At 73.0% G+C, this 23,977-nt stretch carries 23 protein-coding genes; 17 read left to right on the top strand and 6 right to left on the bottom strand.

The window, feature by feature from the left end; genetic code table 11:
• Positions 1-28: 28 nt before the first annotated feature.
• A complete protein-coding gene (locus tag QSJ60_RS16315) occupies positions 29-661 on the bottom strand; it encodes a class I SAM-dependent methyltransferase (RefSeq protein ID WP_230764549.1) in 633 nt (210 codons plus the stop codon).
• 179 nt (positions 662-840) lie between these two features.
• On the opposite strand from QSJ60_RS16315, the gene QSJ60_RS16310 reads away from it, so the two are divergent.
• Both QSJ60_RS16310 and QSJ60_RS16305 read left to right on the top strand, forming a co-directional pair.
• Positions 841-1,698 (top strand): polysaccharide deacetylase family protein, encoded by an 858-nt coding sequence (locus tag QSJ60_RS16310; protein WP_230764547.1) that lies wholly within the window; start codon positions 841-843, stop codon positions 1,696-1,698.
• 139 nt (positions 1,699-1,837) lie between these two features.
• The gene (locus QSJ60_RS16305) at positions 1,838-2,518 is read left to right on the top strand and encodes a phosphatase PAP2 family protein (protein ID WP_285464541.1); all 681 of its coding nucleotides are present in this window, start codon (positions 1,838-1,840) and stop codon (positions 2,516-2,518) included.
• On the opposite strand, the gene QSJ60_RS16300 is transcribed toward QSJ60_RS16305, so the two are convergent.
• Positions 2,424-3,596: a PucR family transcriptional regulator gene (locus QSJ60_RS16300; protein ID WP_230764544.1), complete on the bottom strand. Its 1,173-nt coding sequence runs from the start codon at positions 3,594-3,596 to the stop codon at positions 2,424-2,426. The genes QSJ60_RS16305 and QSJ60_RS16300 overlap by 95 nt on opposite strands.
• 174 nt (positions 3,597-3,770) lie before the next feature.
• On the opposite strand from QSJ60_RS16300, the gene QSJ60_RS16295 reads away from it, so the two are divergent.
• The 4 genes from QSJ60_RS16295 to QSJ60_RS16280 all read left to right on the top strand — a co-directional run bounded on the left by QSJ60_RS16295 (position 3,771) and on the right by QSJ60_RS16280 (position 9,280).
• Positions 3,771-5,084, top strand: a complete 1,314-nt coding sequence (locus tag QSJ60_RS16295) for an MFS transporter (protein ID WP_285464540.1) — start codon at positions 3,771-3,773, stop codon at positions 5,082-5,084.
• Between the two features lie 97 nt (positions 5,085-5,181).
• Positions 5,182-6,513 carry an ArgE/DapE family deacylase gene (locus QSJ60_RS16290; protein WP_285464539.1) on the top strand — a complete coding sequence of 444 codons (1,332 nt, stop codon included), beginning with the start codon at positions 5,182-5,184 and terminating at the stop codon, positions 6,511-6,513.
• A gap of 129 nt (positions 6,514-6,642) precedes the next feature.
• Positions 6,643-8,178: an FGGY-family carbohydrate kinase gene (locus QSJ60_RS16285; protein ID WP_285464538.1), complete on the top strand. Its 1,536-nt coding sequence runs from the start codon at positions 6,643-6,645 to the stop codon at positions 8,176-8,178.
• Positions 8,179-8,272: 94 nt separating this feature from the next.
• Complete coding sequence (locus tag QSJ60_RS16280) at positions 8,273-9,280, top strand: NAD(P)-dependent oxidoreductase (protein WP_285464537.1); 1,008 nt, start codon at positions 8,273-8,275, stop codon at positions 9,278-9,280.
• A gap of 50 nt (positions 9,281-9,330) precedes the next feature.
• Here the strand turns inward: QSJ60_RS16280 and QSJ60_RS16275 are convergent, their stop codons facing one another.
• Positions 9,331-10,245, bottom strand: a complete 915-nt coding sequence (locus QSJ60_RS16275; RefSeq protein ID WP_285464535.1) for a sugar-binding transcriptional regulator — start codon at positions 10,243-10,245, stop codon at positions 9,331-9,333.
• A 182-nt stretch (positions 10,246-10,427) separates the two neighbouring features.
• Between QSJ60_RS16275 and QSJ60_RS16270 the strand changes: the two genes are divergently transcribed.
• The 6 genes from QSJ60_RS16270 to QSJ60_RS16245 all read left to right on the top strand — a co-directional run bounded on the left by QSJ60_RS16270 (position 10,428) and on the right by QSJ60_RS16245 (position 17,881).
• Positions 10,428-11,714 carry an MFS transporter gene (locus QSJ60_RS16270; protein ID WP_285464534.1) on the top strand — a complete coding sequence of 429 codons (1,287 nt, stop codon included), beginning with the start codon at positions 10,428-10,430 and terminating at the stop codon, positions 11,712-11,714.
• Entirely contained in the window at positions 11,711-12,376 is a 666-nt protein-coding gene (locus QSJ60_RS16265) for a class II aldolase/adducin family protein (protein WP_285464533.1), read from the top strand. Before QSJ60_RS16270 ends, QSJ60_RS16265 begins: the two co-directional genes overlap by 4 nt.
• A 239-nt stretch (positions 12,377-12,615) precedes the next feature.
• On the top strand, positions 12,616-14,001 hold the full coding sequence (locus QSJ60_RS16260; RefSeq protein ID WP_285464531.1) for an MFS transporter: 1,386 nt from the start codon (positions 12,616-12,618) through the stop codon (positions 13,999-14,001).
• Positions 14,002-14,209: 208 nt separating this feature from the next.
• Positions 14,210-15,550 (top strand): MFS transporter, encoded by a 1,341-nt coding sequence (locus QSJ60_RS16255; RefSeq protein WP_285464529.1) that lies wholly within the window; start codon positions 14,210-14,212, stop codon positions 15,548-15,550.
• Complete coding sequence (locus QSJ60_RS16250; RefSeq protein WP_285464527.1) at positions 15,547-17,094, top strand: sulfatase family protein; 1,548 nt, start codon at positions 15,547-15,549, stop codon at positions 17,092-17,094. Before QSJ60_RS16255 ends, QSJ60_RS16250 begins: the two co-directional genes overlap by 4 nt.
• Positions 17,095-17,122: 28 nt before the next feature.
• Positions 17,123-17,881: a GntR family transcriptional regulator gene (locus QSJ60_RS16245; RefSeq protein ID WP_285464525.1), complete on the top strand. Its 759-nt coding sequence runs from the start codon at positions 17,123-17,125 to the stop codon at positions 17,879-17,881.
• 68 nt (positions 17,882-17,949) lie between these two features.
• Here QSJ60_RS16245 and QSJ60_RS16240 read toward each other — a convergent pair whose 3' ends face one another.
• Positions 17,950-18,750 (bottom strand): SDR family oxidoreductase, encoded by an 801-nt coding sequence (locus QSJ60_RS16240; RefSeq protein WP_285464524.1) that lies wholly within the window; start codon positions 18,748-18,750, stop codon positions 17,950-17,952.
• An 89-nt stretch (positions 18,751-18,839) separates the two neighbouring features.
• Between QSJ60_RS16240 and QSJ60_RS16235 the strand changes: the two genes are divergently transcribed.
• The 5 genes from QSJ60_RS16235 (at position 18,840) to QSJ60_RS16215 (ending at position 22,358) form a co-directional block, all read left to right on the top strand.
• A complete protein-coding gene (locus QSJ60_RS16235; protein WP_285464523.1) occupies positions 18,840-19,424 on the top strand; it encodes a TetR/AcrR family transcriptional regulator in 585 nt (194 codons plus the stop codon).
• 77 nt (positions 19,425-19,501) lie between these two features.
• Complete coding sequence (locus tag QSJ60_RS16230) at positions 19,502-20,053, top strand: bifunctional nuclease family protein (protein WP_285464521.1); 552 nt, start codon at positions 19,502-19,504, stop codon at positions 20,051-20,053.
• Entirely contained in the window at positions 20,053-20,853 is an 801-nt protein-coding gene (locus QSJ60_RS16225; RefSeq protein ID WP_285464519.1) for an alpha/beta fold hydrolase, read from the top strand. The genes QSJ60_RS16230 and QSJ60_RS16225 overlap by 1 nt, the downstream gene beginning before the upstream one ends.
• Positions 20,854-20,931: 78 nt before the next feature.
• Positions 20,932-21,789, top strand: coding sequence for an intradiol ring-cleavage dioxygenase (locus QSJ60_RS16220; RefSeq protein ID WP_285464517.1), 858 nt, complete (start codon positions 20,932-20,934; stop codon positions 21,787-21,789).
• 104 nt (positions 21,790-21,893) lie between these two features.
• The gene (locus QSJ60_RS16215) at positions 21,894-22,358 is read left to right on the top strand and encodes a recombinase family protein (protein WP_189085757.1); all 465 of its coding nucleotides are present in this window, start codon (positions 21,894-21,896) and stop codon (positions 22,356-22,358) included.
• Positions 22,359-22,410: 52 nt separating this feature from the next.
• Here QSJ60_RS16215 and QSJ60_RS16210 read toward each other — a convergent pair whose 3' ends face one another.
• Positions 22,411-22,614 (bottom strand): hypothetical protein, encoded by a 204-nt coding sequence (locus QSJ60_RS16210; RefSeq protein ID WP_285464515.1) that lies wholly within the window; start codon positions 22,612-22,614, stop codon positions 22,411-22,413.
• A 55-nt stretch (positions 22,615-22,669) separates the two neighbouring features.
• Positions 22,670-23,944, bottom strand: coding sequence for a diaminobutyrate--2-oxoglutarate transaminase (ectB, locus tag QSJ60_RS16205; protein ID WP_230764505.1), 1,275 nt, complete (start codon positions 23,942-23,944; stop codon positions 22,670-22,672).
• Positions 23,945-23,977: the final 33 nt, after the last annotated feature.

Here is a 23,977-nt window from a genome sequence, read left to right as displayed (position 1 = left end):
TGCTCCGCTGCTGCGGGCAGGCGCCGGCTCAGACGACGGTGCCCGGGGACCGCACCGCGCGGACCACGACGTCGTGCAGCTCGATCTCGCGCCCACCGGGCGCTACCGCGCGGCGGGGGCGCTCGAACGCGGCGGCGACCGTCCACTCGTCGGCGTCGAGCCGGGCGACGACGGCCTCGGCGCTCGCGCTGGCCTGCTCGGGATGACCGTGATCGTGCTGATGCCCGACGATCAGGAGCGTGCCGCCGGGCGCGACCCACCCCGCGATGCGCGCGTAGAAGTCCAGCTGCGGCATCGCGGGGTGCGCGTAGAACGTCGTGACGAGATCGAACGGCTCGGCGGGCGCCCAGCTGCCGAGGTCGGCCTGACGCCACTCCACGGCGTCGGCGCCGGGGCGGCGGCGGGCTCGCGCGAGCGCCTCGGCCGAGACATCCGCCGCCGTGACGCGCCAGCCGAGCTCGGCGAGCGCGATGGCCTCGCCGCCCTCGCCGCAACCGGCCTCGAGTGCGGTGCCCGGCGCGAGCCCGACGAGCTCGCCGAGGTGCGGGTTCGGCGGTGCCGCCCCGTCCGGCGCGGCCTCGACCCAGTGCGCCTCCCAGTAGGCCCCGTCGAAGGCGTGCGCCTCGTCGTGCGGGTGGGCGGCGTCGTGCGCGTGGCTCATCCGGGCAGCCTACTCAGCCGCCGCTGCGCCGCCGAAACGCGCCGATCCGAGCGGCATCGACGGTCCGGTGGGCACCCCCAGAACGCGGGGGGATGCCGCGCCAGGGCTCGGCGGCACCGCATCGCCGTGCGAGGATCGCCGCGAGCAGGGCGTCGGCCGTTCACCCGGGGGGAGTGGGCATGCGCGTGGCAGCGGAGTCGGGCGGGGCGTCCCGCCGCGCCGTCCTCGGCTTCGGCGCCGCCGCGCTCGTGAGCGGCGCGCTCGCCGCGTGCGCGAAGGAGCGCCCCGCGGCTCCCGCCGCCGCCCCCAGCACCCAGAGCGGCCCGCCGCCGCGTCCTGCGCCGAGCGCGGTCCCGGGCGCCGTGCACGTCGAGACGCGCCAGGCCGCCCCCGTGCTCGACCGCGTCGATGCGCCGTTCGAGCCGATCACCGGCCTGCCCGGCGAGGGGACGCTCCTCGCCTGGACCGCCGACGACGGCACCGACTCCGCCGTGGTCGCGGCGTACGCCGCCTTCGCGGCCGCGACCGGCGTGCGGCTCACCCTCTTCGTCACGGGCTGCTACGACTCGTGGGCGCGCAACGCCGACGCGCTCCGCCCGCTGGTCGACGCCGGGCAGGTGCAGCTCGCGAACCACACGTGGAGTCACGCCGACCTCACCTCGCTCGACGAGGCGGGCATCGTCGACGAGCTGACGCGCACGCACGACTTCCTCGGCGAGACGTTCGGGGTCGATGCGCGCCCGTTCTACCGGCCGCCGTTCGGCTACTTCGACGATCGGGTGATCGCCGCGGCCGCCTCGATCGGCTACACGACGCCGACGCTCTGGTACGGCTCGCTCGCCGACTCCGGGCTGGTCTCCGAGCAGCAGATCGTCGATCTCGCGGGGCAGTGGTTCCTGCCGCAGCACATCGTGATCGGGCATCTGAACTTCGCCCCCGTGACCAACGTCTTCCCGCAGCTGCACCGCATCGTCGTCGACCGCGGGCTCACCACGGTCACCCTGAACGACGTGTTCCGCAGCGAGTACCACCCGTGACTTCCTCCTGAGTTGCCCGACTTTCATGAAAGTGGGGCAACTCGGGAGTGGTCGGCGGTCGATGTCGATCGAGCGGATGACGCGGGGGCCGACTCGAGGCGGATGACGCCGCCCGCCCGTCCACGTACGGTCGAGGTCCATGTCGCTCCGCCACCCGCTCCTCCTGCCCGCCACCCTGCTGCTCGCGCTCGCCGCGGCGTTCCTGCTCATGCCCGTCGTGCCGGGCAGCCTGCCGGGGCGGCTGCACGAGGCCGTCGCCCAGGCGGCGGCGCTGCCGGGAATCGGCGCCCTGACGCTCGTCGCGCTCGGGCTGCTGGGCGGGCTGTGGCTGCTCGTCGCGATCCGACTGCTGCGCGGGCGGGACCGCCGTCGGCTGCGGCGATTCGCGCTCGCGAGCGCCGCCGTGCCGCTCGCCTACGGCGCGAGCGAGGGGATCAAGCTGCTCGTCGCGCAGGGCCGGCCGTGCTGGTCGAGCGGGATCGCGGCGGACTGCCCGCCGGCTGGGGACTGGTCGTTCCCCTCGAACCACGCGACGGTCGCCTTCGCGCTGGCCACCGTGATCGCGCTGGCCGCCGGGCGGCGGGTCGCGATCTGGCTCGCGCTCGCCATCGCGGTCGTCGCGGCGGCGGCCCGGGTGCTCGAGGGGGTGCACTACGCGCACGACGTCGCCGCGGGCGCGCTGCTCGGCGTGCTCGTCGTCTCGACGGTCTGGTGGCTGCTGGCCCCTACTCGCGGGGGCCGGCGGGGTGCGAGGCCCGCTCGGCGAGCACGAGGCGGATCGTCGCCGCATTCCACGGCTGCGCCGGGTCGAGCCCGGTGAGCTCCGCGAAGCGGGCGAGGCGCTTCAACACGGTGTTGCGGTGCACGAACAGCCGCTCGGCGGTGCCGCCGAGGGAACCCGTGCGGAGGTACAGCTCGACGGTCTCGAGGAGGCGCTCGCGGGACTCGCCGCTCACCGGGGCGAGCCGCTGACGGACGGTGCCGAGCACGCTCTGCGACAGCTCGGGCAGGCGCCGGACGACGAGGTCCGGCCAGTCCTCGATGAGGGTGCGCGGGCCCGACGCATCCGGCGGCGCGGCCATCAGCAGTTCGTGCGCGATGCGCCAGGCGGCCGGCACGGCGTCGAGCCGCGGCGCGGCGGTGCCGACCCCGACGGGGAACCCCGCGCGCTCGGCCCAGTCGAATGCGGCTCGTCCGCCGGGCTCGAGCACGAGCAGCGAGTCGTTGCGCGGGTGCACCTGGGTGGTCGGCCCGGCCAGGCGGCGCAGCTCGGCCTCCGCGGCGAGCGGGGCGGCGCCGACGAGCAGCGGCCCCTCGGGCTCGAGCCCGAGCTCCGCGGCGAGCTGCGCGGTGAGGGCCGGGTTGCGCCGGCCGGCGTCGAGGAAGCGCGTGAGCAGCACGGCCCGCTCGGTCTCGCGGTCGCGCCGCATCCGCGAGACCTCGTGCAGGTAGCCCGCGTGCACGCGCACCGTGTGGAACTCGATCGCCTCCCAGAGCTGCACGGCCGAGCGGTCGAGCGCCGCCCGCTGGGCGTCGTCGGCCCGCTCGTGCAGGGTCGTCCAGAGCAGGCGGAACACCATGCGCACCGCCTGCAGCAGCACCTCGAGCGGCACGCCCTGCGCCGCCCGGCGGCGGCCCAGGGCCTCCGAGACGATCTCGTGCCTGGCTGAGAGCGGCAGGCCGCTCGACTTCCGGAGGATCAGCTCGAGCGCGTCGCGCGTCGTGTCGGCGAGATCGGCGGAGGGGATGTCGACCTGCCCGTAGCCCGGGATGGTGCGCAGCTGGCCGAGGTACCCCTCGATGAGCTCGTCCATGTCGTCGAGGGTCGCCAGCATGAGCGAGCGGAGCGCGGCATCGGGCGCGGTCTCGGGCGGGCCATCCGCAGCGATGGTGTGCATGTGCACACCATACGCCGTCGAACGCGGAGTGATCGACCCTCGTGGCGCGGAGCCATCCGGTCCGATACTGATGGGGACGTCCCCGCACGACCCGCCGAGGCATCCGCCCGAGGATCGAATGGACCATCCTCCGGTTCGGCGGCGTTCGCACACTCTCCCGGAAGGATTCCCCCGATGACCGCCACCTCCTCCGAGCCCGGCGCCGCGGCCGAGGCCGACGAGTTCGAGCTCGACCCGCGCGACGCCGCGCGGGTCACCCGCGCCGCCTTCGTCGGCACCGCCCTCGAGTGGTACGACTACTTCCTGTTCGGCACCGCCGCCGCACTCGTCTTCAACCGCCTGTTCTTCACCGAGCTCGACGCGACTGCGGCGACGCTCGCGGCCTTCGCCACCTTCGGCGTCGGCTTCCTCGCCCGACCGGTCGGCGCCGCCCTGTTCGGCTACCTCGGCGACCGCTACGGCCGCCGCCCGGCGCTGCTCACCACGATCGTCGCGATCGGCGTCGCCACCGGCCTCATCGGCGTGCTCCCGACGTTCGACGCCGTCGGCATCGCCGCGCCGATCGCGCTGGCCGTGCTGCGGCTCGTGCAGGGCCTCGCCGTCGGCGGCGAGTGGGGCGGGGCGATGACGATCGCGGTCGAGCACGCCCCCAAGCGCACCCGCGCCTGGTACGCGGCGCTCGTGCAGATCGGCTCGCCCGTCGGCACGCTGCTCTCGTCCGGCGCCTTTGCGCTCGTGCTGCTGCTGCCGAGCGAGGAGTTCGACGCGTGGGGATGGCGCCTGCCGTTCCTCGCCGCGTTCCCGCTGCTGCTCATCGCGCTCTACCTGCGGATGCGGCTCGAGGAGTCGCCCGTCTTCGCCGAGCTCGTCGCCCAGGAGGACCGCGCGAAGGTGCCGACGGTCGAGGTCTTCCGGCGCACCGGCGGCCGCCTGCTCGTCGCCGTGATGTGCGCGTTCCTCGCCGTCGGCGGCTTCTACATGATCACGACGTTCGCGATCAGCTACGGCACGGGCATCGGCCTCGACCGCGGCCTCATGGTGAACGCGACCCTCATCGCCTCCGTCGCGCAGATCTTCGTGACCGTGATCGCCGGCAAGCTCGCCGTGCGCTGGGGCTCCGCCTTCATGGTGCTGCTCGGCGGCGCGACGACCGCGCTCGCGGCGTTCCCGATCTTCTGGCTCATCGACCAGCAGTCGCCCGCAGCGGTCGTCGTCGCCATCGTGCTCGGCATCGTGCTGATGACCGTCGGCTACGCGGGCACCGGCTCGGCGCTCGCCGATCTGTTCCCTGCGGCCCTGCGGTACTCGGGCGTCTCGCTCGGGTACAACATCGCGGGCGCCCTCTCGGGGTTCATGCCGTTCCTCTCGCTCGCGGCGCTCGAGGCCGCGGGCAACCAGTCCTGGGCCCCCGCGCTCGTGCTCGTCGGGATCGCGGCGATCACCGCGCTCGGCGGCGCCATCGCCGGGCGGCTGCGCCCGCTCGACTGAGCCGGCCCGACCCCGAGCCGGGCCCGACCCTGCCCCCGATCCCCACGCATCCGCTCCTGCGGCCGGCCGGCCGCGACCACACGAAGGACCCACCACCATGCCCAGTGCAGACCCCACCAGCTCGACCCTCGCCGACACCGGCGCGGCCGCCCTCGACGAGACGGCCCGCCGGGCCATCCTCGACGCCGTCGACGCCGCCTTCGACCGGCAGCTCGCCTTCACGCAGGAGCTGATCCGCGAACCGTCCCTGCGCGGCCGGGAGGCCGGCGCCCAGGACCTCATGGAGCGCGCGATGGCCGAGCGCGGCCTCGACCTCGACCGCTGGCAGCTCGACCCCGAGGAGATCGGCACGCACGTCGGCGCCGGCGCCGTCGCGATCTCGTACGAGGGCATGACGAACCTCGTCGGCAGCTACGAGCCCGCCGAGACGCTCGGCCGTTCGCTCATCCTGAACGGCCACGTCGACGTCGTGCCCGACGGGCCGCACGAGCAGTGGGCGCGGAACCCCTGGGACGCGCACATCGAAGACGGCTGGCTCTACGGCCGCGGCTCGGGCGACATGAAGGCCGGCCTGGGGGCGATGCTGTTCGCCTTCGACGCGGTGCGCGCGGCGGGCTTCGACCCGGCTGCGCGCATCCACTTCCAATCGGTCGTCGAGGAGGAGAGCACGGGCAACGGCACGCTCGCCGCCATCCAGCGCGGGTACACGGCGGATGCCGTGCTCATCCCCGAGCCCGAGGAGGACATGCTGGTCCGGGCGAACGTCGGGGTGATCTGGGCGAAGGTGCGCGTCGGCGGGACGCCGACCCACGTGCGCGAGATGACGAGCGGCTTCAACGCCATCGACGCCGCGATCGCGGTCGTCGCGCAGCTGCGGGTGCTCGAGGCCGAGTGGAACGCCGAGCGCGCCCGGCACCCGCATTTCGAGCACCTCGACCACCCGATCAACTTCAATATCGGGCAGATCTCCGGCGGGGACTGGCCGTCGAGCGTGCCGGCGTGGTGCGAGTTCGAGCTGCGCGCAGCGCTGTACCCGGGGATGACGGCCGATGAAGCGTGGGCGCGCATCCTCGAGCAGCTCGCGATCGCGGAGGCCGCGCTCGGCACGGCCGACGCGACGGTGACCGCCGAGAAGACGGGCTTCTACGCCGAGGGCTACGTGCTCGAGGAGGGCTCGGACGCCGAGCGGCTGCTGGGGGAGACGCACGAGGCCGCGTTCGGCTCGCCGCTCGATTCCTTCACGACGCCCGGCTACATCGACTCGCGCCTGTTCGTGCTCTACGAGGGGCTGCCGACGCTCGTGTACGGGCCCAAGACCGAACAGATCCACGGCTACGACGAGCGCACGAGCATCGACTCGCTGCGCCGGGTGACGAAGAGCATCGCGCTGTTCATCGCCGGCTGGTGCGGGGTGACGCCGCGCGGCTGAGCCGCGCGCTTCCCAGGGTTGCCCGACTTTCATGAAAGTCGGGCAACCCTGCGTGTTGGACCGATCGGGCCGCACGGGGTACGCTGTGAACAATCGATCAATCACGCGTACTAATGTTCGGATGGGCTCATGCAGAGACGCACCCCGATTGTCCTCGGAATCGACGCCGGCACGACCTCGGTAAAGACCGTCGCCTTCCGGCTCGACGGCACGATCGCCGGCGTCGCCAGATCGAGCGTGCGCATCGAGCGCGACGCCCGCGGCGGCGCCGAGGCGGACCTGGACCGGATCTGGGATGCCGCGTCCGCCACGATCACCGCGGTGCTCGAGGAGGTGCGCGCCGACGACGACCCCGAGATCCTCGCCATCGGCCTCACCGGCCAGGGCGACGGCGCCTGGTTCGTCGACCGCGAGGGGCGGCCCGTGCGGCCCGCCGCGCTCTGGCTCGACGGCCGCGCCACGGAACGGCTCGAGACCTGGCGGGCCGACGGCCGCGCCGAGGCCGTGCAGCGTGCGACCGGGTCGCCGCTGTTCGCCGGCGCGCTGCCGCTGCTCGCGGAGGAGCTCTTCGAGGCCGAGCCCGAGACCCGCGAGCGCTTCGCCCACCAGCTGAACTGCAAGGACTGGCTGCGCTACCGGCTCACCGGCGAGATCGCGACCGATCCGAGCGAGGCATCCCGCACCTACCTCGACACCGCGACCGGCGCCTACTCGGCCGAACTCGTCGACGCGCTCGGGCACGAGCACATCCGGGCGGGCCTGCCGGAGGTGCGCGACCCGCAGTCGCTCGCCGGTCGGGTGACCGCCGCCGCGGCCGCACGGCTCGGGCTGCCGGAGGGCACGCCCGTCGCCGTCGGCCTCGTCGACACCGCGGCCGCCGGCGTCGGGCTCGGCGCCATCGGCGACGGCCAGGGCTACGCCATCCTCGGCACCACCGGCTTCGTCGGGGTCAACCAGCCGAGCCGCGCGCACGTGCGCAGCGACGCAGGCATCGTGCTCTCGACGGGACGCGGCACGCAGGTGCTCGAGTCGATGGCGCCCATGACCGGCACGCCGAACCTCGACTGGGTGCGCGCCACGCTCGGGCTCACCGATGACCACTGGTCCGAGGTCGAGCGGCAGGCCGCCGCCGTTCCGGCCGGCTCAGGCGGGGTCCTCTACCTGCCCTACGGTTCGCCGAGCGGCGAGCGCGCCCCCTTCCTCGACTCGGCCGCCTCGGCTTCCTGGCACGGCATGAGCGTCACCACCACCCCGGCCGAGCTGCTGCGCTCCGGGTACGAGGGCATCGCCTTCTCGCTGCGCGAAAGCCTCGACGTGCTCGGCGTGGCGGGCGCGCTGCTCGTGTGCGGCGGCGGCTCCGAGTCGGACCTGCTCTGCGCGATCCTCGCCGACGTCACCGGTCGCGAGATCGTCCGGCAGGACGCACCCGAGGTCGGCGCCCGCGGGGTCGCGAGCCTCGCGCTCGTCGCCTCCGGGCACGCGGAGGATCTCGCCTCGGCCGTCGCGGCCCTCGCGCCCGAGACGAGCGTCTTCGCGCCGGATGCCGAGCGCTCCGCCGTCTACGCCGAGGCGTACGGCGACTTCCTCGCCATCCGCGACGCGATGCGCCCGCACTGGCCCGCACTGCGGCGACTCCGGGCCGCCTCGACGCGGCTCGCCGGCTGAGGCATCCCGCCGCCCTGCCGGCCGCGCTCCCGGCGCGCACCCGTCCCGACCCACTGACCCACCGACGCACCGATCCACTCCGAGGAGGAGCCCCGTGACCCACCGACCCAAGATCCTCGTGACCGCCGCCTTCGACGAGGGCGTCGCGGCCGCGCTCACCGACGCCTTCGACGTCGAGCTCGTCGAGGCGACGATGGACGGCGCCTCGCTCGCCGAGCGCGGGCTCGAGGCGCAGCTCGCCGGCGCGGAGGTGATCGTCGCGGAGCTCGACGTCGTCGACGAGGCGACGCTCGCGCTCGCGCCGGTCCTGAAGGCGGTGGTCTCCTGCCGCGCGAAGCCCGTCAACGTCGACCTCGACGCCTGCACCGCTCGCGGCATCCCGGTCATCACCACGCCCGGCCGCAACGCCGAGGTGACCGCCGACCTGAGCTTCGCCCTGCTGATGGCGACCGTGCGCCACGTGAGCGCCTCCGAGCGCTGGCTGCGCGAGGGCAACTGGACCGCCGACGACGTGTTCGAGCCGTACGAGCGCTTCCGCAGCATCGGGCTCGGCGGGCGCACGCTCGGCGTGCTCGGCGGGGGCGCGGTGGGGCGGCGGATGGTCCGGCGGGCCCGCGGCTTCGGCATGGACGTGCTCGTCTACGACCCCTTCCTGCCCGCCGACGCCTTCGGCGAGGAGGCGCGCATCGCCCCGCTCGACGAGGTCATGTCGAGTGCCGACATCGTGACCGTGCACGTGCCGCTCATGCCCGAGACAGAGGGGCTGATCGGCGCCCGCGAGCTCGCGCTCATGAAGCCGAGCGCGTTCCTCGTCAACGCCGGTCGCGCCGCGATCATCGAGGAGGCCGCGCTCATGGAGGTGCTGCGCGAGCGGCGCATCGCGGGCGCCGGCTTCGACGTCTTCTACGAGGAGCCGCTGCCGCGCGACTCCGAGCTGTTCTCCTTCGAGCACGTCACGATGACGCCGCACATCGCGGGCGCGTCCGACGACGTGATCGCCGAGCACTCCCGGATCGCGGCCACCGCGCTGCGGAGCTGGCTCGCCGGCGACGAGGTGCCGGGTGTGGCCAATGCCCGCGCGCTCGCCGAGCGGGCCGCCTGAGGCGGGCCCTGCCGGGCCGGCGGGGTCGGCCGGCCGAACGCTGGGGGCGCTCAGTCGGCGAGCAGCGCTCTCGCGGTGTCGGAGTCGGTGACGAGCAGGTTCACGAGTCCGCTGGAGAGCGCCGTGCGCAGCGCGGCGAGCTTCGTCTCGCCGCGCGCGATGCCGAGCCGGTTCGGGATGGCCCGCAGCTCGTCGAGTCCGAGCCCGACGACCCGGGCGTCGAGCGCGCCGTGCACGGCCTCGCCGTCCGCGTCGAAGAAGCGCCCGGCGAGGTCGCCGACCGCGCCGTCGGCGAGCAGGCGCTCGCGCTCGGCGTCGCCCAGCGAGGAGAGCAGCAGGCCCTGCCCCCTCGCAGTGCCGCCGATGCCGGCGACGAGGGTGTCCGCGCGGGCCGCGAGCTCGAGGACCTCGCGCACGCCCGGGTCGGCGAGGGAGGCCGCGGCGGCCTCGGGGGAGGCGGCGAGCAGCGGCGCGGGCAGGTGGAACGCCCGGCCGTTCGTGCGCCGCGCGAAGGCGAGGGCGAGCTCGTGCGGATTGGCGCCGTTGACGAGGCCGCTGACGCTGCCGGCCACGGGCACGAAGCTCGCGGCGAGGGGCTGCTCGGGGAACTCCTCGGCGACGAGCGCGACGGCCGTCGAGAGGCCGAGGGCGACGACCGCGTCGGGCTCGAGCTTCGCGGCGAGCGCCTCGGCGCCCACGCTCGCGAAGGCGCGCGCGGCCTTCTGCTCGTCGGCGACGCTGGGGGAGATCCACACCTGGCGCAGCCCGAAGGCGGCGGCGAGGTCGCGCTCGTCGTCGGCGAAGAGGGATTCCTCGACGTGCACGATGATCTCGACGACGCCGGTCTCGCGCGCCTCGGCGAGCAGGCGCGTGACGCGGATGCGGGAGACGCCGAGCGTGTCGGCGATCTCCTGGTGCGTCAACCCGTGCTCGTAGTACATGCGTGCGACGCGACCCAAGAGCATGCCGTCATCCTCCCATGCCGGATCCCGGCGCGACGGTCGCGCCGGGGCTCAGTCCCTGGCGGGCTTGACAGCAGCACGGCTTCGCCGGATGATGACTGAGCAGAAGTTCATTCTTGTGAACAAATGTACATTATCCCCCGAAGTCTCGCAGCCCGACTGCGCACTCAATGAGGAGTCCATCCATGACCGCCACCCCCACGGCCGGCACCGAGACCCGGTTCGGCCGACTGCTCCGCACGCAGGGCATCGCCCGCCCGCTCGCCTGGGGCTTCGTCGCCCTGACGATCTTCATGATCGGCGACGGCATCGAGGCCGGCTTCCTCTCGCCGTACCTCGACGAGCTCGGCTTCGAGGCCGGGCAGGTCGCGACGCTCTGGGCCGTCTACGGCATCGTCGTCGCGGTCGCCGCCTGGCTGAGCGGCGCGCTCGCCGAGGCCTGGGGGCCGAAGCGGGTGATGATGCTGGGCTTCGCCATCTGGGTGGTCTTCGAGCTCGTCTTCCTCGTGTTCGGCGTGATGGGCGGCAACTACGGCATCATGCTGCTCGCCTTCGGCATCCGCGGCCTCGGCTACCCGATGTTCGCCTACGGCTTCCTCGTCTGGATCACCATCGGCACCGACGAGCAGGTCATGGGCCGTGCCGTCGGCTGGTACTGGTTCTTCTCGACGCTCGGCCTCGGCGTGCTGAGCTCCTACTTCGCCGGAGCGGTCATCCCGTTCATCGGCGAACTCGCGACCCTCTGGATGGCGCTCGCCTTCGTCGTCGTCGGCGGGCTCATGGTGCTCTTCCTGCTGCGGAACCCGGTGACGCAGAAGGTGACGCTCGCGAACAGCGTCAAGGGCGTCGTCTCGAGCATCACGATCGTCGCCTCGAACCCGAAGGTCGGCGTCGGCGGCGTCGTGCGCATCATCAACACGCTGTCGTTCTACGCCTTCGTGGTCTTCCTCACGACGTACATGGTGCGCGACGTCGGCTTCGGCCTCGCCGAGTGGCAGGCCATCTGGGGCACCATGCTCGCGGCGAACGTCGCGGCGAACCTCATCTCCGGCTACCTCGCCGACTGGATCGGTCGCGTAAACGTGGTGGCCTGGGCCGGCGGCATCGGCTGCTTCGTCACCGTGCTCGCGCTCTACTACGTGCCGACGGCGATCGGCCCGAACTTCGGCATCACCATCGCCATCGCGATCGTCTACGGCCTCGCGCTCGGCATGTTCGTGCCGCTGTCCGCGATCGTGCCGCTGCTCGCCCCGCAGCACAAGGCGGCGGCCGTCGCCATCCTGAACCTCGGCGCCGGGCTCAGCCAGTTCGTCGGCCCCGTGATCGCCGGCCTCGTCACGCCTATCGGCATCCAGGGCACCGTCTGGATCATCGCCTCGCTGTACCTCGTCGGCTTCGGCCTGACCTTCCTGCTGCGCTCGCCGAAGGACGGGCTCGGCACCTTCCCGACCCCCGAGAGGATCCCCGCATGACCGACACCGACCTCGCACCGAGCGGCGCGGCCGCCGCGTTCGACGCCCGCGCCCGGGAGCTCGTCGCCGAACTCGTGGGCGTGGGCTCCGACATCGTCGCCCGCGGGCTCGCCCTCGCCTCCGGGGGCAACCTCTCGGCCCGCATCGACGAGGAGCGCTTCGTCGTGACCGGCGCGGGCACCTGGCTCGACCGGCTGAGGCCCGAGGACTTCGCCGTCATGACGCTCGACGGGGAGGTGCTCGCCGGGGCGACGCCGTCCAGCGAGTGGAAGCTGCATCAGCGCAGCTACGCCGTGCGCCCCGATGTGCGCGCCGTCGTCCACGTGCACCCGCAGCACGCAGTGCTGCTCGACGCGCTCGGTCGGGACATCCGGCTGATCACCCTCGATCACGCGTACTACGTGCGCTCGATCGGCCGCACGCCGTTCTACCCGAACGGCTCCGACGAGCTCGCCGACAGCGCCGCCGAGCAGGCGCGCGAGCACGATTGCATCGTGATGGGGCACCACGGCTGCTCGGCGCTCGGCGACTCGGTCGCGATGGCGTTCCGCCGGGCGCTGAACCTCGAGGAGGCGGCGACGACGACCTATCGCGCGCTGCTGCTGGGGGACACCTCGACCACGTTCCCGCCGGAGGACTTCGCCGCGCTGCACCACGCCTGAGCGCGCTCATCCGCTCCAGAGCCAGGGTTGCCCGACTTTCATGAAAGTTGGGCAACCCTGGTTCGCGTGCGGTTCGTGTGCGGTTCGCGCGCGGTTCGTGTGCCGGGCAGGGTCGAGAAGAAATCTGAAATCGTATATCATCATGGATGCCGGTCGTCGACGACCCCCTCGTCGCGACCGCCCTCGGTGATCGTGCGGCGCTCGCTCACCGAGCCCCTGATCAGACGAAGGAGTCAGCCATGAGCGCAGCAGCGCACCCTCCGGGGTTCACCCCGACCGGCACGATCGCCCAGGCGGCCGACCGCCGGCGCGTCGTCTTCGCCACGGTCGTCGGCACCACCGTCGAGTGGTACGACTTCTTCATCTACGCCTCCGCTGCCGGCCTCGTCTTCGGCGAGCTGTTCTTCGCCCCCGCCGGTCCCGGCATCGGCACGCTGCTCTCCTTCCTCACCGTCGGCATCAGCTTCCTGTTCCGGCCGTTCGGCGCGTTCCTCGCCGGCCACCTCGGCGACAAGTACGGCCGCCGCCTTGTGCTGATGCTGACGCTCATCCTGATGGGCGTCGCCACGGCCCTCATCGGCCTCCTGCCGACGTACGCCGCGATCGGCGTCGCGGCGCCGATCCTGCTGATCCTGCTCCGTGTGGTTCAGGGCATCTCGGCGGGCGGCGAGTGGGGCGGCGCGGTGCTGATGGCCGTCGAGCACGCCCCCAAGTCCAAGCGCGGGCTCTTCGGCGCCTCGCCGCAGATCGGCGTGCCGCTCGGCCTCCTGCTCGCCTCGGGCACGATGGCGCTGATGGCGATCATCGCCCCGGGCGACGCCTTCCTCGAGTGGGGCTGGCGCATCCCGTTCCTGCTCAGCGTCGTGCTCATCCTCATCGGCTACTACGTGCGCCGCAGCGTCGAGGAGAGCCCGGTCTTCGTCGAGATCGCGGACCGCAAGGAGCAGACGCGGATGCCGATCATCCAGCTGTTCCGCAAGCACCTGCTGCTCGTGATCATCGCGGCGCTCGTCTTCGCCGGCAACAACGCGGTCGGGTACATGACGACCGGCGGCTACATCCAGAACTACGCGACGAACCCGGAGGGCCCGATCGGCCTCGAGCGCGGCCCGGTGCTCTGGGCCGTCACGGGCTCCGCCGTGACCTGGCTGCTCTCGACGTGGTTCGCCGGCTGGCTCAGCGACCGCATCGGCCGCCGCACCACCTACCTCATCGGCTGGGTGCTGCAGCTCGGCGGCGTCTTCGCCCTGTTCCCGCTCGTGAACACGGGCGAGGTCGGCCTGCTGTTCGCGGGTCTCGCGGTGCTCACGATCGGCCTCGGCTTCACCTACGGCCCGCAGGCGGCGCTCTACTCGGAGCTGTTCCCCGCCTCCATCCGCTTCTCGGGCGTCTCGATCTCGTACGCGATCGGCGCCATCCTCGGCGGGGCCTTCGCGCCGTCGATCGCGACGGCGCTCGTCGACGCGACCGGCACCACGATGTCGGTGACCTGGTACCTCGCGGGCATGACGCTGCTCGGGCTCCTGGCGAGCCTGCTGCTGCGCGACCGCAGCGGCATCCCGCTCGGCCCGGATCACGAGGCGGAGCAGGCGAAGAGCCCGATCTACGGTCTGAGCAAGGCCTGAGGCGCGGCCGGCGGGCCGAACTCGCGGAGGGGCGCGGCATCCGATCGGATGCCGCGCCCCTTCCGCGTGCGGGCGCAGCGAGACGCGGAGACATCCATACCTCTTTCGTGACTGCTGCGGAATCGATCTTGACGGCCTGCGCGGAAAGGCTTACGCTCGGCCTGCACAAGACGTCTATACCTCTCGGCTCGAATCGAAGGAGATTCCCGTGACCCGCCAGCTCGCCTCCCCCGGCTCGCGCACCCCGATGGCCCGGCTCACCGCCGCGACCGTCGTCGGCAACGCGATCGAGTTCTACGACTTCAACGTCTACGGCACCCTCACCGCCGTCGTGTTCGGTCGGCTCTTCTTCTCCGCCGAGGACCCGGTGCTCGGCACCTTCCTCGCCTTCACGACCTTCGCCGTCGGCTTCCTCGCCCGCCCGATCGGCGGCATCGTCTTCGGGCACTTCGGCGACCGCATCGGCCGCAAGCCCATGCTCGTCGCGAGCCTGCTCACGATGGGCATCGCGACGATGCTGATGGGGCTCCTGCCGACCTACGCCCAGGTCGGCGCGCTCGCGCCCGTGCTGCTCGTGCTGCTGCGCTTCGTGCAGGGGCTCGGCATCGGCGGCGAGTGGGGCGGCGCGATCACCCTCATGATGGAGTCCGCCCCCGAGAGACGGCGGGGCATCTTCGGCTCCGCGGTGCAGACCGGCAGCGGCCTCGGCATCATGCTCTCCACGGGCGTCGTCACCCTGCTCTTCGTGCTGCTCACCCCCGAGCAGATCGACGCGTGGGGCTGGCGCATCCCGTTGCTGTTCAGCGTCGTGCTCGTCGCCGTCGGCCTCATCATCCGCTCGAAGATCGAGGAGTCGCCCGCGTTCCGCGAGCGCGAGGCGGTTGCCGCGCCGCCCAGGGTGCCCGTGTTCGAGACGCTGCGCAAGCACTGGCGCATGGTGCTCGTCGCCATCGGCATGTACATCTCCGTCGCCGCCTTCGGCTTCACGCAGGGCGTCTTCTTCGTCTCCTACCTCGTGAACCAGATGCAGATCGCCCCGGCGACGGCGACGCTCGCGAACCTCGTCGCGGCCGCCGGCTACCTGCTCGCGACGCTCCTCGGCGGCTGGCTCTCCGACCGGATCGGCCGCACCCGCGCCTACCTCGTCGGTGCCGTGCTCATCCTGATCGCCCCGTTCCTGATGTTCGGCATCGGCGCGACCGGCTCGGTGCCGCTCATCCTCGCCGTGATGCCCGTCGTGGGCGCCCTCGGGGGCGTGGCCTACGGCGCGCAGGCCGCGCTCTTCTTCGAGCTGTTCCCCGCTCGGGTGCGTTACACGGGCATCTCGCTCGGCTTCCAGATCGCCGCCGTGCTGGGCGGCGGGCTCACTCCGCTCATCGCCGCGAGCCTCACCGAGGCCACGGGCACGACCACCTCGGTGTCGGTCTACCTCGGCGCGCTCACCGCCCTCATGATCGTGTGCACGCTCGTCGCGCCCAGGGTCATCCGCCGCGAGGCCGCCCACGAACCATCCGCCGTCCGCGAACCCGTCGAAGGATCCGCCGTATGACCCGCCCCACCGCCCCGCGCACGATCGTGCTGCTCATGGTCGACCAGCTCGCCGCGAAGTGGCTCGAGCGGGCCCGCGAGGGCATCGTCGAACTGCCGAACTTCGACGCGCTGCAGGCCGAGGGGGCGACGTTCCGCAACGCGTTCAGCACGAACCCGGTGTGCAGCCCGTCCCGGGCGAGCATCGCCACCGGGCTCGCGAACGTGAGCCACGGCGTCACCGAGTGCGGCTACGACCTCGACCCGGGCGTGCCCACCTTCATGCGCGGGCTGCAGGAGGCCGGCTGGCGCACGGGCGCCTTCGGCAAGCTGCACCACGTCACCCAGCTCGAGGAGCTCGCCCCCGACTACACGGTCTACGGCTACGACGTCGTCGCGAACACCGAGGACCTGCGGGCCGGCGAGTGGATCGACTGGGTCGAGCGGGAGCACCCCGAGCACTACGAGGCGGCGCTCTCGACGGTGTGGATGACGATGTCGGAGGACCTGCTCGACTACGGCCCCGAGCACGTCGACCTGCGCGCGCGGATCCTCGCCGCCCAGAAGCGCTTCCCCGAGTCGACCGAGGAGGCGTACGAGCTGCCGTTCCCCGCCGAGGTCTCGCAGACCGCGTGGATCACGGACCGCGCCTGCGCGTTCCTCGCCGAGGGCGGCGAGCGCGACCTCTTCGCGCACATCTCCTACGTGCAGCCGCACAACCCCTTCGCCCCGCCCGCCGAGTTCGTCGACCGGGTCGACGTCGACGCGATCCCCGAGCCCGTGCCCGCCGAGTGGGTCGAGCGGCCGATCCCGTACTTCGCCCAGGAGCGCTACCGCGAGCCGAGCTACGCGAACGCCGACTGGCGGCGGCAGCGGCAGCTCTACTTCGCCGACCTCGCGCACCTCGACCACGAGCTCGGCCGGGTCCGCCGCACGCTCGCCGAGGCGGGCCGGCTCGAGGGGGCCCTCTTCCTGTTCACCTCCGACCACGGCGAGCTGCTGCACGACCAGGGCCTGCTCGGCAAGTGGGAGCGGCACTACGACCCCTGCATCCGGGTTCCGCTCGTCGTCGCCGCGCCGGGCGCCGTGCCGGGCCCGCGCGCCGAGCTCGCCGAGCACACCGACATCGCCGCGACCGTGTACGACTGGGCCGGGATCGAGCCGCCGACGCTGCCGCAGCACACCCGGGCGGGGGAGCGCCGGCTGCCGATGCTGCACGGCCGCTCACTGCTGCCGAGCGTGCTCGGTGCGCCGGGCGGCGAGTCGGCCGCGGCATCCGCCCGCGATGCCGTCTACATCCAGTCGAACAACAGCCACGTCGAGGCCCGGCCGTCCTCTTGGGCGCGCACGGTGCGCACCGAACGCTTCCGCTTCACCTACTACCCGGACGGCGGCGGCGAGCAGCTCTTCGACCTCCTCGCCGATCCGGACGAGCAGCGCAACCTCGCCGCCGATCCGGCCTGGCGGTCGACGCGCGACGAGCTCTTCGCCCGGCTGACGGAGCTCATCATCGCGGAGGGCTTCCCGAACACGCCGCGCGAGCTGTACCGCATCGGCGCGTGGTGAGCGGCGGGCCGCCGCGATAATGGGAGCCATGCCCGCCTCGAGCAAGGTCACCGCCGCCGAAGCCGCGATCCGCGCGCTGCTCGACGGCGGCGCCGCGGGCGACCGGCTGCCGAGCGAGGCGGAGCTCGCCGAGCTCGCGGGCGTCAGCCGGGTCACGGTGCGCGAGGTGCTCGACCGGCTCTGGTACGAGGGCGCGATCGTGCGCCGCTGGGGTGCGGGCACCTTCATCGCGGCGCGCTCGCGGGATGCCTCGGCGGGCCCGTTCCGGCGGATCTACGTCGCCCTCGACGACATCGGCTCGCTGCCGGGGCAGATCGACGCGAGCGGCCGGAAGGCGAGCCTCGCGGCCTTCGCCGTGGACCACCTGGTGCCGCCCGCGTGGGTGGCCGAGGCGCTCGCGCCCGAACGGCTCGGCGCCGACGGCAAGCTCTGGCGGGTCACCCGCACGCTCGCGATCAACGGGGCGCCCGCGATGGTGATGCGCGACTTCCTGCCGCTCGAGCTGCCGGGCGGACGGCTGAACCCGACCGAGCTCGCCGACCTCGGCATGGATCTGCCGCGCTTCCTGCGCCTGAACGGCGCGCGCATCGTGAAGTACGAGTCGACGCTCGAAGCGGTCGCGTGCGACGAGGAGACCGCCCGGCTCCTGGGTCGCGAGCCCGGCGCGCCGCAGCTGCGCACGAGGCAGCTCGCGATCTCCGACACGGGCGAGACCGTGAGCTGCGCCGAGCTCGCGTTCCGCGAGGACGAGATCAGCACGACGCTCGTGCGCGCGATCGGCGGCTGAGCCAACCGCTCCAAACCGAGTTGCCCGACTTTCATGAAAGTCGGGCAACTCGGTGGGGTGGGTGCGGCTCAGGCGGGGTCGTTCCAGGACCAGATGTCGTCGCCGCGGAGCGTCGCGTCGGCGCCGCCGTCGCAGTAGATCGTCTGGCCGGCCATGTGCGTGTTCTGCTCGCTCGTGAGCCAGACGAGCAGGTTCGCGATCGACTCGGGCGGCTGGTGCGAGTTGAGCGGCATCGGCACCGCGGCATCCACCATCGCGCGGCCCTCGGGGGTCTCGAGGAGCCCGGCCGTCATCGGCGTGATGACGGTGCCGGGGGCGACCGCGTTCAGCGGGATGCCGGCGCCGGCCCACTCGGGGGTGATCGAGGCGCGGCGCACCCAGCGCGAGAGCGCGCGCTTCGACGACGGGTACACGAGGTAGCCGACCTCGGGGCCCTGTGCCGCGAGCTCGCCGGCGACGGCGAGCGCGCCGGCCTCGTCGCCCGCGAGCGCGGCCTCGACGAGCTCGGCGGAGTTCGGCTGCAGCGAGGCCATCGAGGAGACGACCGCCGCGCGCGGCGCGTCGGACTTCGCGAGCCCGGGCAGCAGCTGGGTGAGCACCTCGACGACGCCGAAGTAGTTGACGGCGATGGTGGCGGGGACGGGGGCCGAGATGCCGGCGCAGGCGATGGCGCCGTCGACGACGCCGCCGGCGAGCTCGATCGCGCGGGCGGCGGCCTCGGTGCGGCCCTCGGGGGTGGAGAGGTCGGCTTCGACGTCGGCGCCGCGCAGGTCGATGCCGATGACGCGGTGGCCTGCGGCCTCGAGCGCGCCCTTCGTGGCGGCGCCGATGCCGGAGGCCGAGCCCGTCACGACGTAGGTGCGAGTCATGGGGTGTCCTTCCGATTTCACGGGACGGCTGGGGTGATGCCGTATATTTGACACGATACGCCAATAATCCGACGGATGGGGAGGATCGCATGACTCGAGGCCGCGGACGCCCCAGTGTCGTCGACGTCGGGGCCGTCACCGAGGCCGCGTTCTTGCTCTGGTCGGATCGCGGCTATGCCGAGACCGGCTGGAAGGAGCTCGCCGAGGCGACCGGCGTGAGCGCCCGCACCCTGATGCGCCACTTCGGCACCCGTGACCGCATCGCCTGGGCCGGCGTCGAGGCGGCGAACGAGCGCCTCGAGCAGGCCATCGCCGAGCTCCGCGGCGAGCCCGACCCCGCAGCCGCCGTCCGCCGGGCGATCGTCGCCTCCGTCTCGCACGACGAGCACGTCGCCCGGAGCGCCGCCGCCTGGTTCCGCCTCATCGCCGCGGAGCCCGAGCTCGTCGCCACCGCCGCCGCGGCGAACCGGCTCTGGACCGCCCGGCTCGCTGCGCACCTCGCCGAGCGGCTGCCCGGGGCGACGCCCGCCGTGTGCGCCGCGCTCGCCGCGGCCTACGAGGCGGCGACCTTCGCCGCCCTCAGTTCCTGGGCCGAGGGCGGCGTGCCGGGCGACCCGGCCGACGCGGTCGACGCCGCGCTCGCCTGGATCCGCCTGGCGCCCGACGCCCCCTGAGCGCGCGCGGCCGCCGAGCGCAAGGGGCTTCAGCCCCACCGCACCGCTCCGCCTACCATGGGAGGGGAGGTGGCGGCATGATCATGATGCGCGTGCTCGGGGTCGCGCTCGACCAGGCCGGGCAGCATCTCGTGCTGCTGAAACCCCTCATCGACGGGCCCGGCGAACCGCGGGTGCTGCCCATCTGGATCGGCGCGCAGGAGGCGAACTCGATCCTCGTCGCGATCAACGACGAGCGCACGCCGCGCCCGCTCACGCACGATCTGACGACCACCCTCATCGACCTCCTCGGGGCGCGCATCGCGCGCGCCGAGGTGACGAAGCTCGACGCCGGCACCTTCTACGCCGAGCTCACCCTCGTCACGCCGAGCGGCCCGCGCCTCGTCGACGCCCGGCCGAGCGACGCGATCGCGCTCGCGGTGCGCGCCGGGGCCGAGATCGTCGTCGACGAGTCCGTCTTCGAGGACGCCGCCATCCCCGCCGCGCTCACGGCGGGTGCCGACGAGGACGACGAGGACGCCGCATCCGCCGCCGATCCCGACGCGCCGCCGTCCGCCGCCGACGAGGCCAAGCTCGAGGAGTTCAAGCGCTTCCTCGACGACGTCGACCCGGAGGACTTCCAAGGCTGATGGACGCGAAGATCCCGGAGCGCACCGAGCTGCCCGCCCCGCAGTTCGTGCTCGCCCCCGACGGCACCCGCATCGCCACCTACTCCTGGGGCGACGAGGACGCGCCGACCGTGCTCTGCGTGCACGGCTTCGCCTCGAGCTGCCGTGACAACTGGGTCGAGACCGGCTGGGTGCGGGAGCTCCTCGGCGCCGGCTTCCGCGTGCTCGGCGTCGACCAGCGCGGGCACGGGGCGAGCGGGCATCCGCACGACCCCGAGGCGTACCGGATGTCGGCCTTCGTCACCGACCTCGTGACGGTGCTCGATACGTATCTGCTCGACGGCGTGCGCTACGCGGGCTACTCGCTCGGCGCCCGCGTCGGCTGGCAGCTCGCCGTGCAGGCGCCCGAGCACGTCTCCCGCGCGGTGCTCGGCGGCATCCCCGACGGCCGACCGCTCGCCCGGTTGAAGACCGAGCAGGCCCGCGCCTACGCCGAGCACGGCACCCCGGTCGAGGACCGGGTGACCCGGAGCTACGTCTCGCTCGCCGAGCGGGTACCCGGCAACGACCTCCTCGCGCTCATCGCGCTCGCCGAGGGGATGGCCGGCGGCGACGCCGACCCGGATCCCGCCCGCCCGCCGCGTCAGCCGGTGCTCTTCGCGACCGGCTCGGAGGACGCCATCCTGCCGCAGTCCAAGCGCCTCGCCGAGGCGACCCCGGCCGCGAGCTTCCTCGAGGTGCCCGGGCGGCACCACTTCAACGCGCCGGGGTCAAAGGTCTTCCGCGAGGGGGCGGCGGCGTTCCTCGCCGACTCGATCTGAGACTCAGCGAACGCGCATCCGCTCGCCGGTAGCGTCGCCACGAGCGCCGCGGATGGCCCCGGCGGGGAGGATGCACTCATGGATGACGACGTCCGAGCGAGCCGGCTGCGAGTCAGCCGACGACGGGCACTGGCCGCCGGGGGCGCGATCGGCCTCGGCACGCTCCTCGCCGCCTGCCGGCCGGCCGACGAGCCGTCGCTCGCGAGCGCGACGCCGAGCACCGCGCCGCCGCCGCCCACCCCGCTCGCCTCCGACGGCGTCCCCATCTCGCCCTCCACCGACTCCACAGCCGAGCTCATCGCGAAGCTCGACGGGGTCGGCGCATGCCGACTGACGAGCGAGGAGACGCAGGGGCCGTACTGGTTCGACGTCGACGCCATCCGCAGCGACATCCGCGAGGACCGCCCCGGATCCGAGCTGCGGCTCGCGCTCCGGGTCTACGACCGCGATTGCCGGCCGCTGCCGAACAGCGTCGTCGAGATCTGGCACTGCGACGCGGGCGGGCTCTATTCCGGGTACGAGGTGGCGTCGCGCGGCGGCCCGAGCTCGGGCCGCACCGAGACGAGCGACGGCGAGTACAGCGCCGGGGTGCGTGAGAACGTGCCCGACGACGACGGCACCTACCTGCGCGGCGCCCAGGTCGCCGACGCGAACGGCATCGTGCAGTTCCGCACGATCTGGCCGGGCTGGTACACGGGGCGCACGGTGCACGTGCACCTGAAGGTGCATCTCGGCCGGCGTAACGTGCTGACCAGCCAGCTGTACTTCGACGATGCGCTGAACGACGCCGTGCACGGGCTGCCGCCGTACGACGCCCATCCCGGGCGGGACACCCGCAACGACGACGACGGGATCCTCGACGCGAGCGGGATGCTCACGGTGGAGGTCGTCGGGGACGGCCACCTCGCCTACACCAACCTCGGCGTCGAGGTCTGAGCGTCGCGTTCGGCCTCGTACTCGCTACGGGCGGATGCCCCCGGCGAGTGTCGGCCGGAGGCCGTACCCTGGAGGGGAGCGCGGAAACTGACGAGGAGCGGGCGATGAGCGAGACGAACACGGGATCCATGGCCGAGGCCGAGGCGATCCACGCCGCCATCGAGTGCCCCGACTGCTTCGTCGAGCTGCAGCGCGACGGGCACTGGTGGATGGCCCGCCCGGCCGGCTCGCGACTCGTCGGCCTCGTCGTCTCGCGCGACGACATGCCCTCGATCGTCGAGCAGCGCGACGACCTGACGCACTTCGGGGTCGCCATCTCCGACTTCCGCCACCCCGCGCCCGAGAACCTGTCCGAGTCGTGGGAGCAGCGGCTCGCGCGCTTCTTCGGCACCCTCAAGAGCGGCGACGTGCTCGTGGTCGCCACCGTGCACGCGCTCGGCCGCGACGTCGACGAAGAGCTCCGCACGCTCGCCGAGCTCCGCCGCCGCGGCGTCGTCGTCAAGGTGCTGAGCCACGGCGCGCGCCACCTCGCCGACACCGGCCTCGAGGGCACCGGGCTCGAGGCGTAGCGCCGGGCGACCCCGGGGGCTCGGCTCGGCTCGGGTCAGCGGCTCGGCTCGGTCAGCCGAGCGCGATCCACCAGCTCACGCCCGCCACGATCACGAGCAGCAGCGCCCCGAGCGCGATGCCCGTTCGCACGATGCGGCGACGGCTGAGCGTGCCGGGGTCGAGCGACGAGCGCGAGAAGCGGTCGAGGTTCGGGCTGACGGCCTGGAACGGCGGCTCGCTCGACGGCGGGATGCCGCCGCCCTCGTTCCGGTCCATGCGTGCATGGTAGCTCCAGAACGGCGCGCGCGGTATCTCGCCGTGCGAGCCGGGGCTACTGCCCCTTGACCTCGGCGAGGCTCTCGCGCACGATCTCCAGGCCGCGGCGCAGTTCCTCGTCGGTGATGGTCAGCGCGGGGAGGAACTTCAGCACCTCGTCGTGCGCGCCCGAGGTCTCGATCACGAGGCCGCGCGCGAACGCGGCCTTCGAGATGCGCCCGGCGAGCCCGCGGTCGAGCTCGCAGACGAGGCCGTACATGAGGCCGCGGCCGCGCACGCGGAGCTCGAGCTCGGGGTGCTCGGCCGCGATCGCCTCGAGCTCGCCGCGCAGCAGCGCCGACTTGCGGGCCACCTCGCTCGTGAAGGCGTCGTCGGCCCAGTACCGCTCGAGTGCGACGCGGGCGGTGACGAAGGCGAGGTTGTTGCCGCGGAAGGTGCCGGTGTGCGCACCCGGCTGCCAGACGTCGACCTCGGGGCGCAGCAGCACGAGCGACATCGGCAGGCCGGAGCCCGAGATCGACTTCGAGACGGTCACGAGGTCGGGCACGATGTTCGCGGCCTCGAAGGCGAAGAAGGTGCCGGTGCGGCCGACGCCGGCCTGGATCTCGTCGAGGATCAGCAGGATGCCGCGCTCCGCCGTGATCGCCCGCAGCCGCTGCAGCCACGGCACGCTCGCGACGTTGATGCCGCCCTCGCCCTGCACCGCCTCGACGATGACGGCGGCGGGCAGGTCGAGGCCCGAGCCCGGGTCGTCGAGCATCTTCTCGAGCAGATCGAGGGTGTCGACGCCGTCGCCGAGGTAGCCGTCGTAGGGCAGGCGCACGACGTCGTCGAGGCCGACGCCGGCGGCGCCGCGGTAGTGGCTGTTGCCCGTCGCGGCGAGCGCGCCGAGGCTCAGGCCGTGGAAGGCGTTCGTGAACGCCACGACGGTCTGCCGGCCCGTGGCCTGGCGGGCGACCTTGAGGGCGGCCTCGACGGCGTTCGCGCCGGTCGGGCCGGTGAACTGGAGCTTGTGGTCGAAGCCCCGGGGCTCGAGCACGAGGCGCTCGAAGGCCTCGATGAAGGCGCGCTTCGAGGAGGTGGCCATGTCGAGGCCGTGCATGATGCCGCCGCGCTCGAGCTCGGCGATGAGCGCCTCGGTGAACGCCGGGTTGTTGTGCCCGTAGTTCAGCACGCCCGCGCCCGCGAAGAAGTCGAGGTACTCGCGCCCGTCGGCGTCGACGATGGTCGAGCCGCTCGCACGGTCGAACACGGTCGGGAAGGCGCGCACGTAGCCGCGCACCTCGGACTCGCGGCGGGTGAAGACGTCAAGGTTCGCGGCATCGCTCATGGCGGACGGGCTCCTCTGCGGGATCGGCGGAAG

This window comes from Agromyces sp. NBRC 114283, assembly GCF_030268405.1.
Taxonomy (GTDB): Bacteria; Actinomycetota; Actinomycetes; order Actinomycetales; family Microbacteriaceae; genus Agromyces; species Agromyces mediolanus.
The sequence above is the reverse complement of the archived record's forward strand: the minus strand, read 5'-3'. Positions and strand labels throughout refer to the sequence as shown.

Excerpts from the sequence above, each read along its gene's own strand:
- QSJ60_RS16315 (WP_230764549.1), bottom strand. The coding sequence starts at position 661 with ATGAGCCACGCGCACGACGCCGCCCACCCGCACGACGAGGCGCACGCC.
- QSJ60_RS16310 (WP_230764547.1), top strand. The coding sequence starts at position 841 with ATGCGCGTGGCAGCGGAGTCGGGCGGGGCGTCCCGCCGCGCCGTCCTC.
- QSJ60_RS16305 (WP_285464541.1), top strand. The coding sequence starts at position 1,838 with ATGTCGCTCCGCCACCCGCTCCTCCTGCCCGCCACCCTGCTGCTCGCG.
- QSJ60_RS16300 (WP_230764544.1), bottom strand. The coding sequence starts at position 3,596 with ATGCACACCATCGCTGCGGATGGCCCGCCCGAGACCGCGCCCGATGCC.
- QSJ60_RS16295 (WP_285464540.1), top strand. The coding sequence starts at position 3,771 with ATGACCGCCACCTCCTCCGAGCCCGGCGCCGCGGCCGAGGCCGACGAG.
- QSJ60_RS16290 (WP_285464539.1), top strand. The coding sequence starts at position 5,182 with ATGCCCAGTGCAGACCCCACCAGCTCGACCCTCGCCGACACCGGCGCG.
- QSJ60_RS16285 (WP_285464538.1), top strand. The coding sequence starts at position 6,643 with ATGCAGAGACGCACCCCGATTGTCCTCGGAATCGACGCCGGCACGACC.
- QSJ60_RS16275 (WP_285464535.1), bottom strand. The coding sequence starts at position 10,245 with ATGCTCTTGGGTCGCGTCGCACGCATGTACTACGAGCACGGGTTGACG.
- QSJ60_RS16270 (WP_285464534.1), top strand. The coding sequence starts at position 10,428 with ATGACCGCCACCCCCACGGCCGGCACCGAGACCCGGTTCGGCCGACTG.
- QSJ60_RS16265 (WP_285464533.1), top strand. The coding sequence starts at position 11,711 with ATGACCGACACCGACCTCGCACCGAGCGGCGCGGCCGCCGCGTTCGAC.
- QSJ60_RS16260 (WP_285464531.1), top strand. The coding sequence starts at position 12,616 with ATGAGCGCAGCAGCGCACCCTCCGGGGTTCACCCCGACCGGCACGATC.
- QSJ60_RS16250 (WP_285464527.1), top strand. The coding sequence starts at position 15,547 with ATGACCCGCCCCACCGCCCCGCGCACGATCGTGCTGCTCATGGTCGAC.
- QSJ60_RS16245 (WP_285464525.1), top strand. The coding sequence starts at position 17,123 with ATGCCCGCCTCGAGCAAGGTCACCGCCGCCGAAGCCGCGATCCGCGCG.
- QSJ60_RS16240 (WP_285464524.1), bottom strand. The coding sequence starts at position 18,750 with ATGACTCGCACCTACGTCGTGACGGGCTCGGCCTCCGGCATCGGCGCC.
- QSJ60_RS16235 (WP_285464523.1), top strand. The coding sequence starts at position 18,840 with ATGACTCGAGGCCGCGGACGCCCCAGTGTCGTCGACGTCGGGGCCGTC.
- QSJ60_RS16230 (WP_285464521.1), top strand. The coding sequence starts at position 19,502 with ATGATCATGATGCGCGTGCTCGGGGTCGCGCTCGACCAGGCCGGGCAG.
- QSJ60_RS16225 (WP_285464519.1), top strand. The coding sequence starts at position 20,053 with ATGGACGCGAAGATCCCGGAGCGCACCGAGCTGCCCGCCCCGCAGTTC.
- QSJ60_RS16220 (WP_285464517.1), top strand. The coding sequence starts at position 20,932 with ATGGATGACGACGTCCGAGCGAGCCGGCTGCGAGTCAGCCGACGACGG.
- QSJ60_RS16215 (WP_189085757.1), top strand. The coding sequence starts at position 21,894 with ATGAGCGAGACGAACACGGGATCCATGGCCGAGGCCGAGGCGATCCAC.
- QSJ60_RS16210 (WP_285464515.1), bottom strand. The coding sequence starts at position 22,614 with ATGGACCGGAACGAGGGCGGCGGCATCCCGCCGTCGAGCGAGCCGCCG.
- ectB (WP_230764505.1), bottom strand. The coding sequence starts at position 23,944 with ATGAGCGATGCCGCGAACCTTGACGTCTTCACCCGCCGCGAGTCCGAG.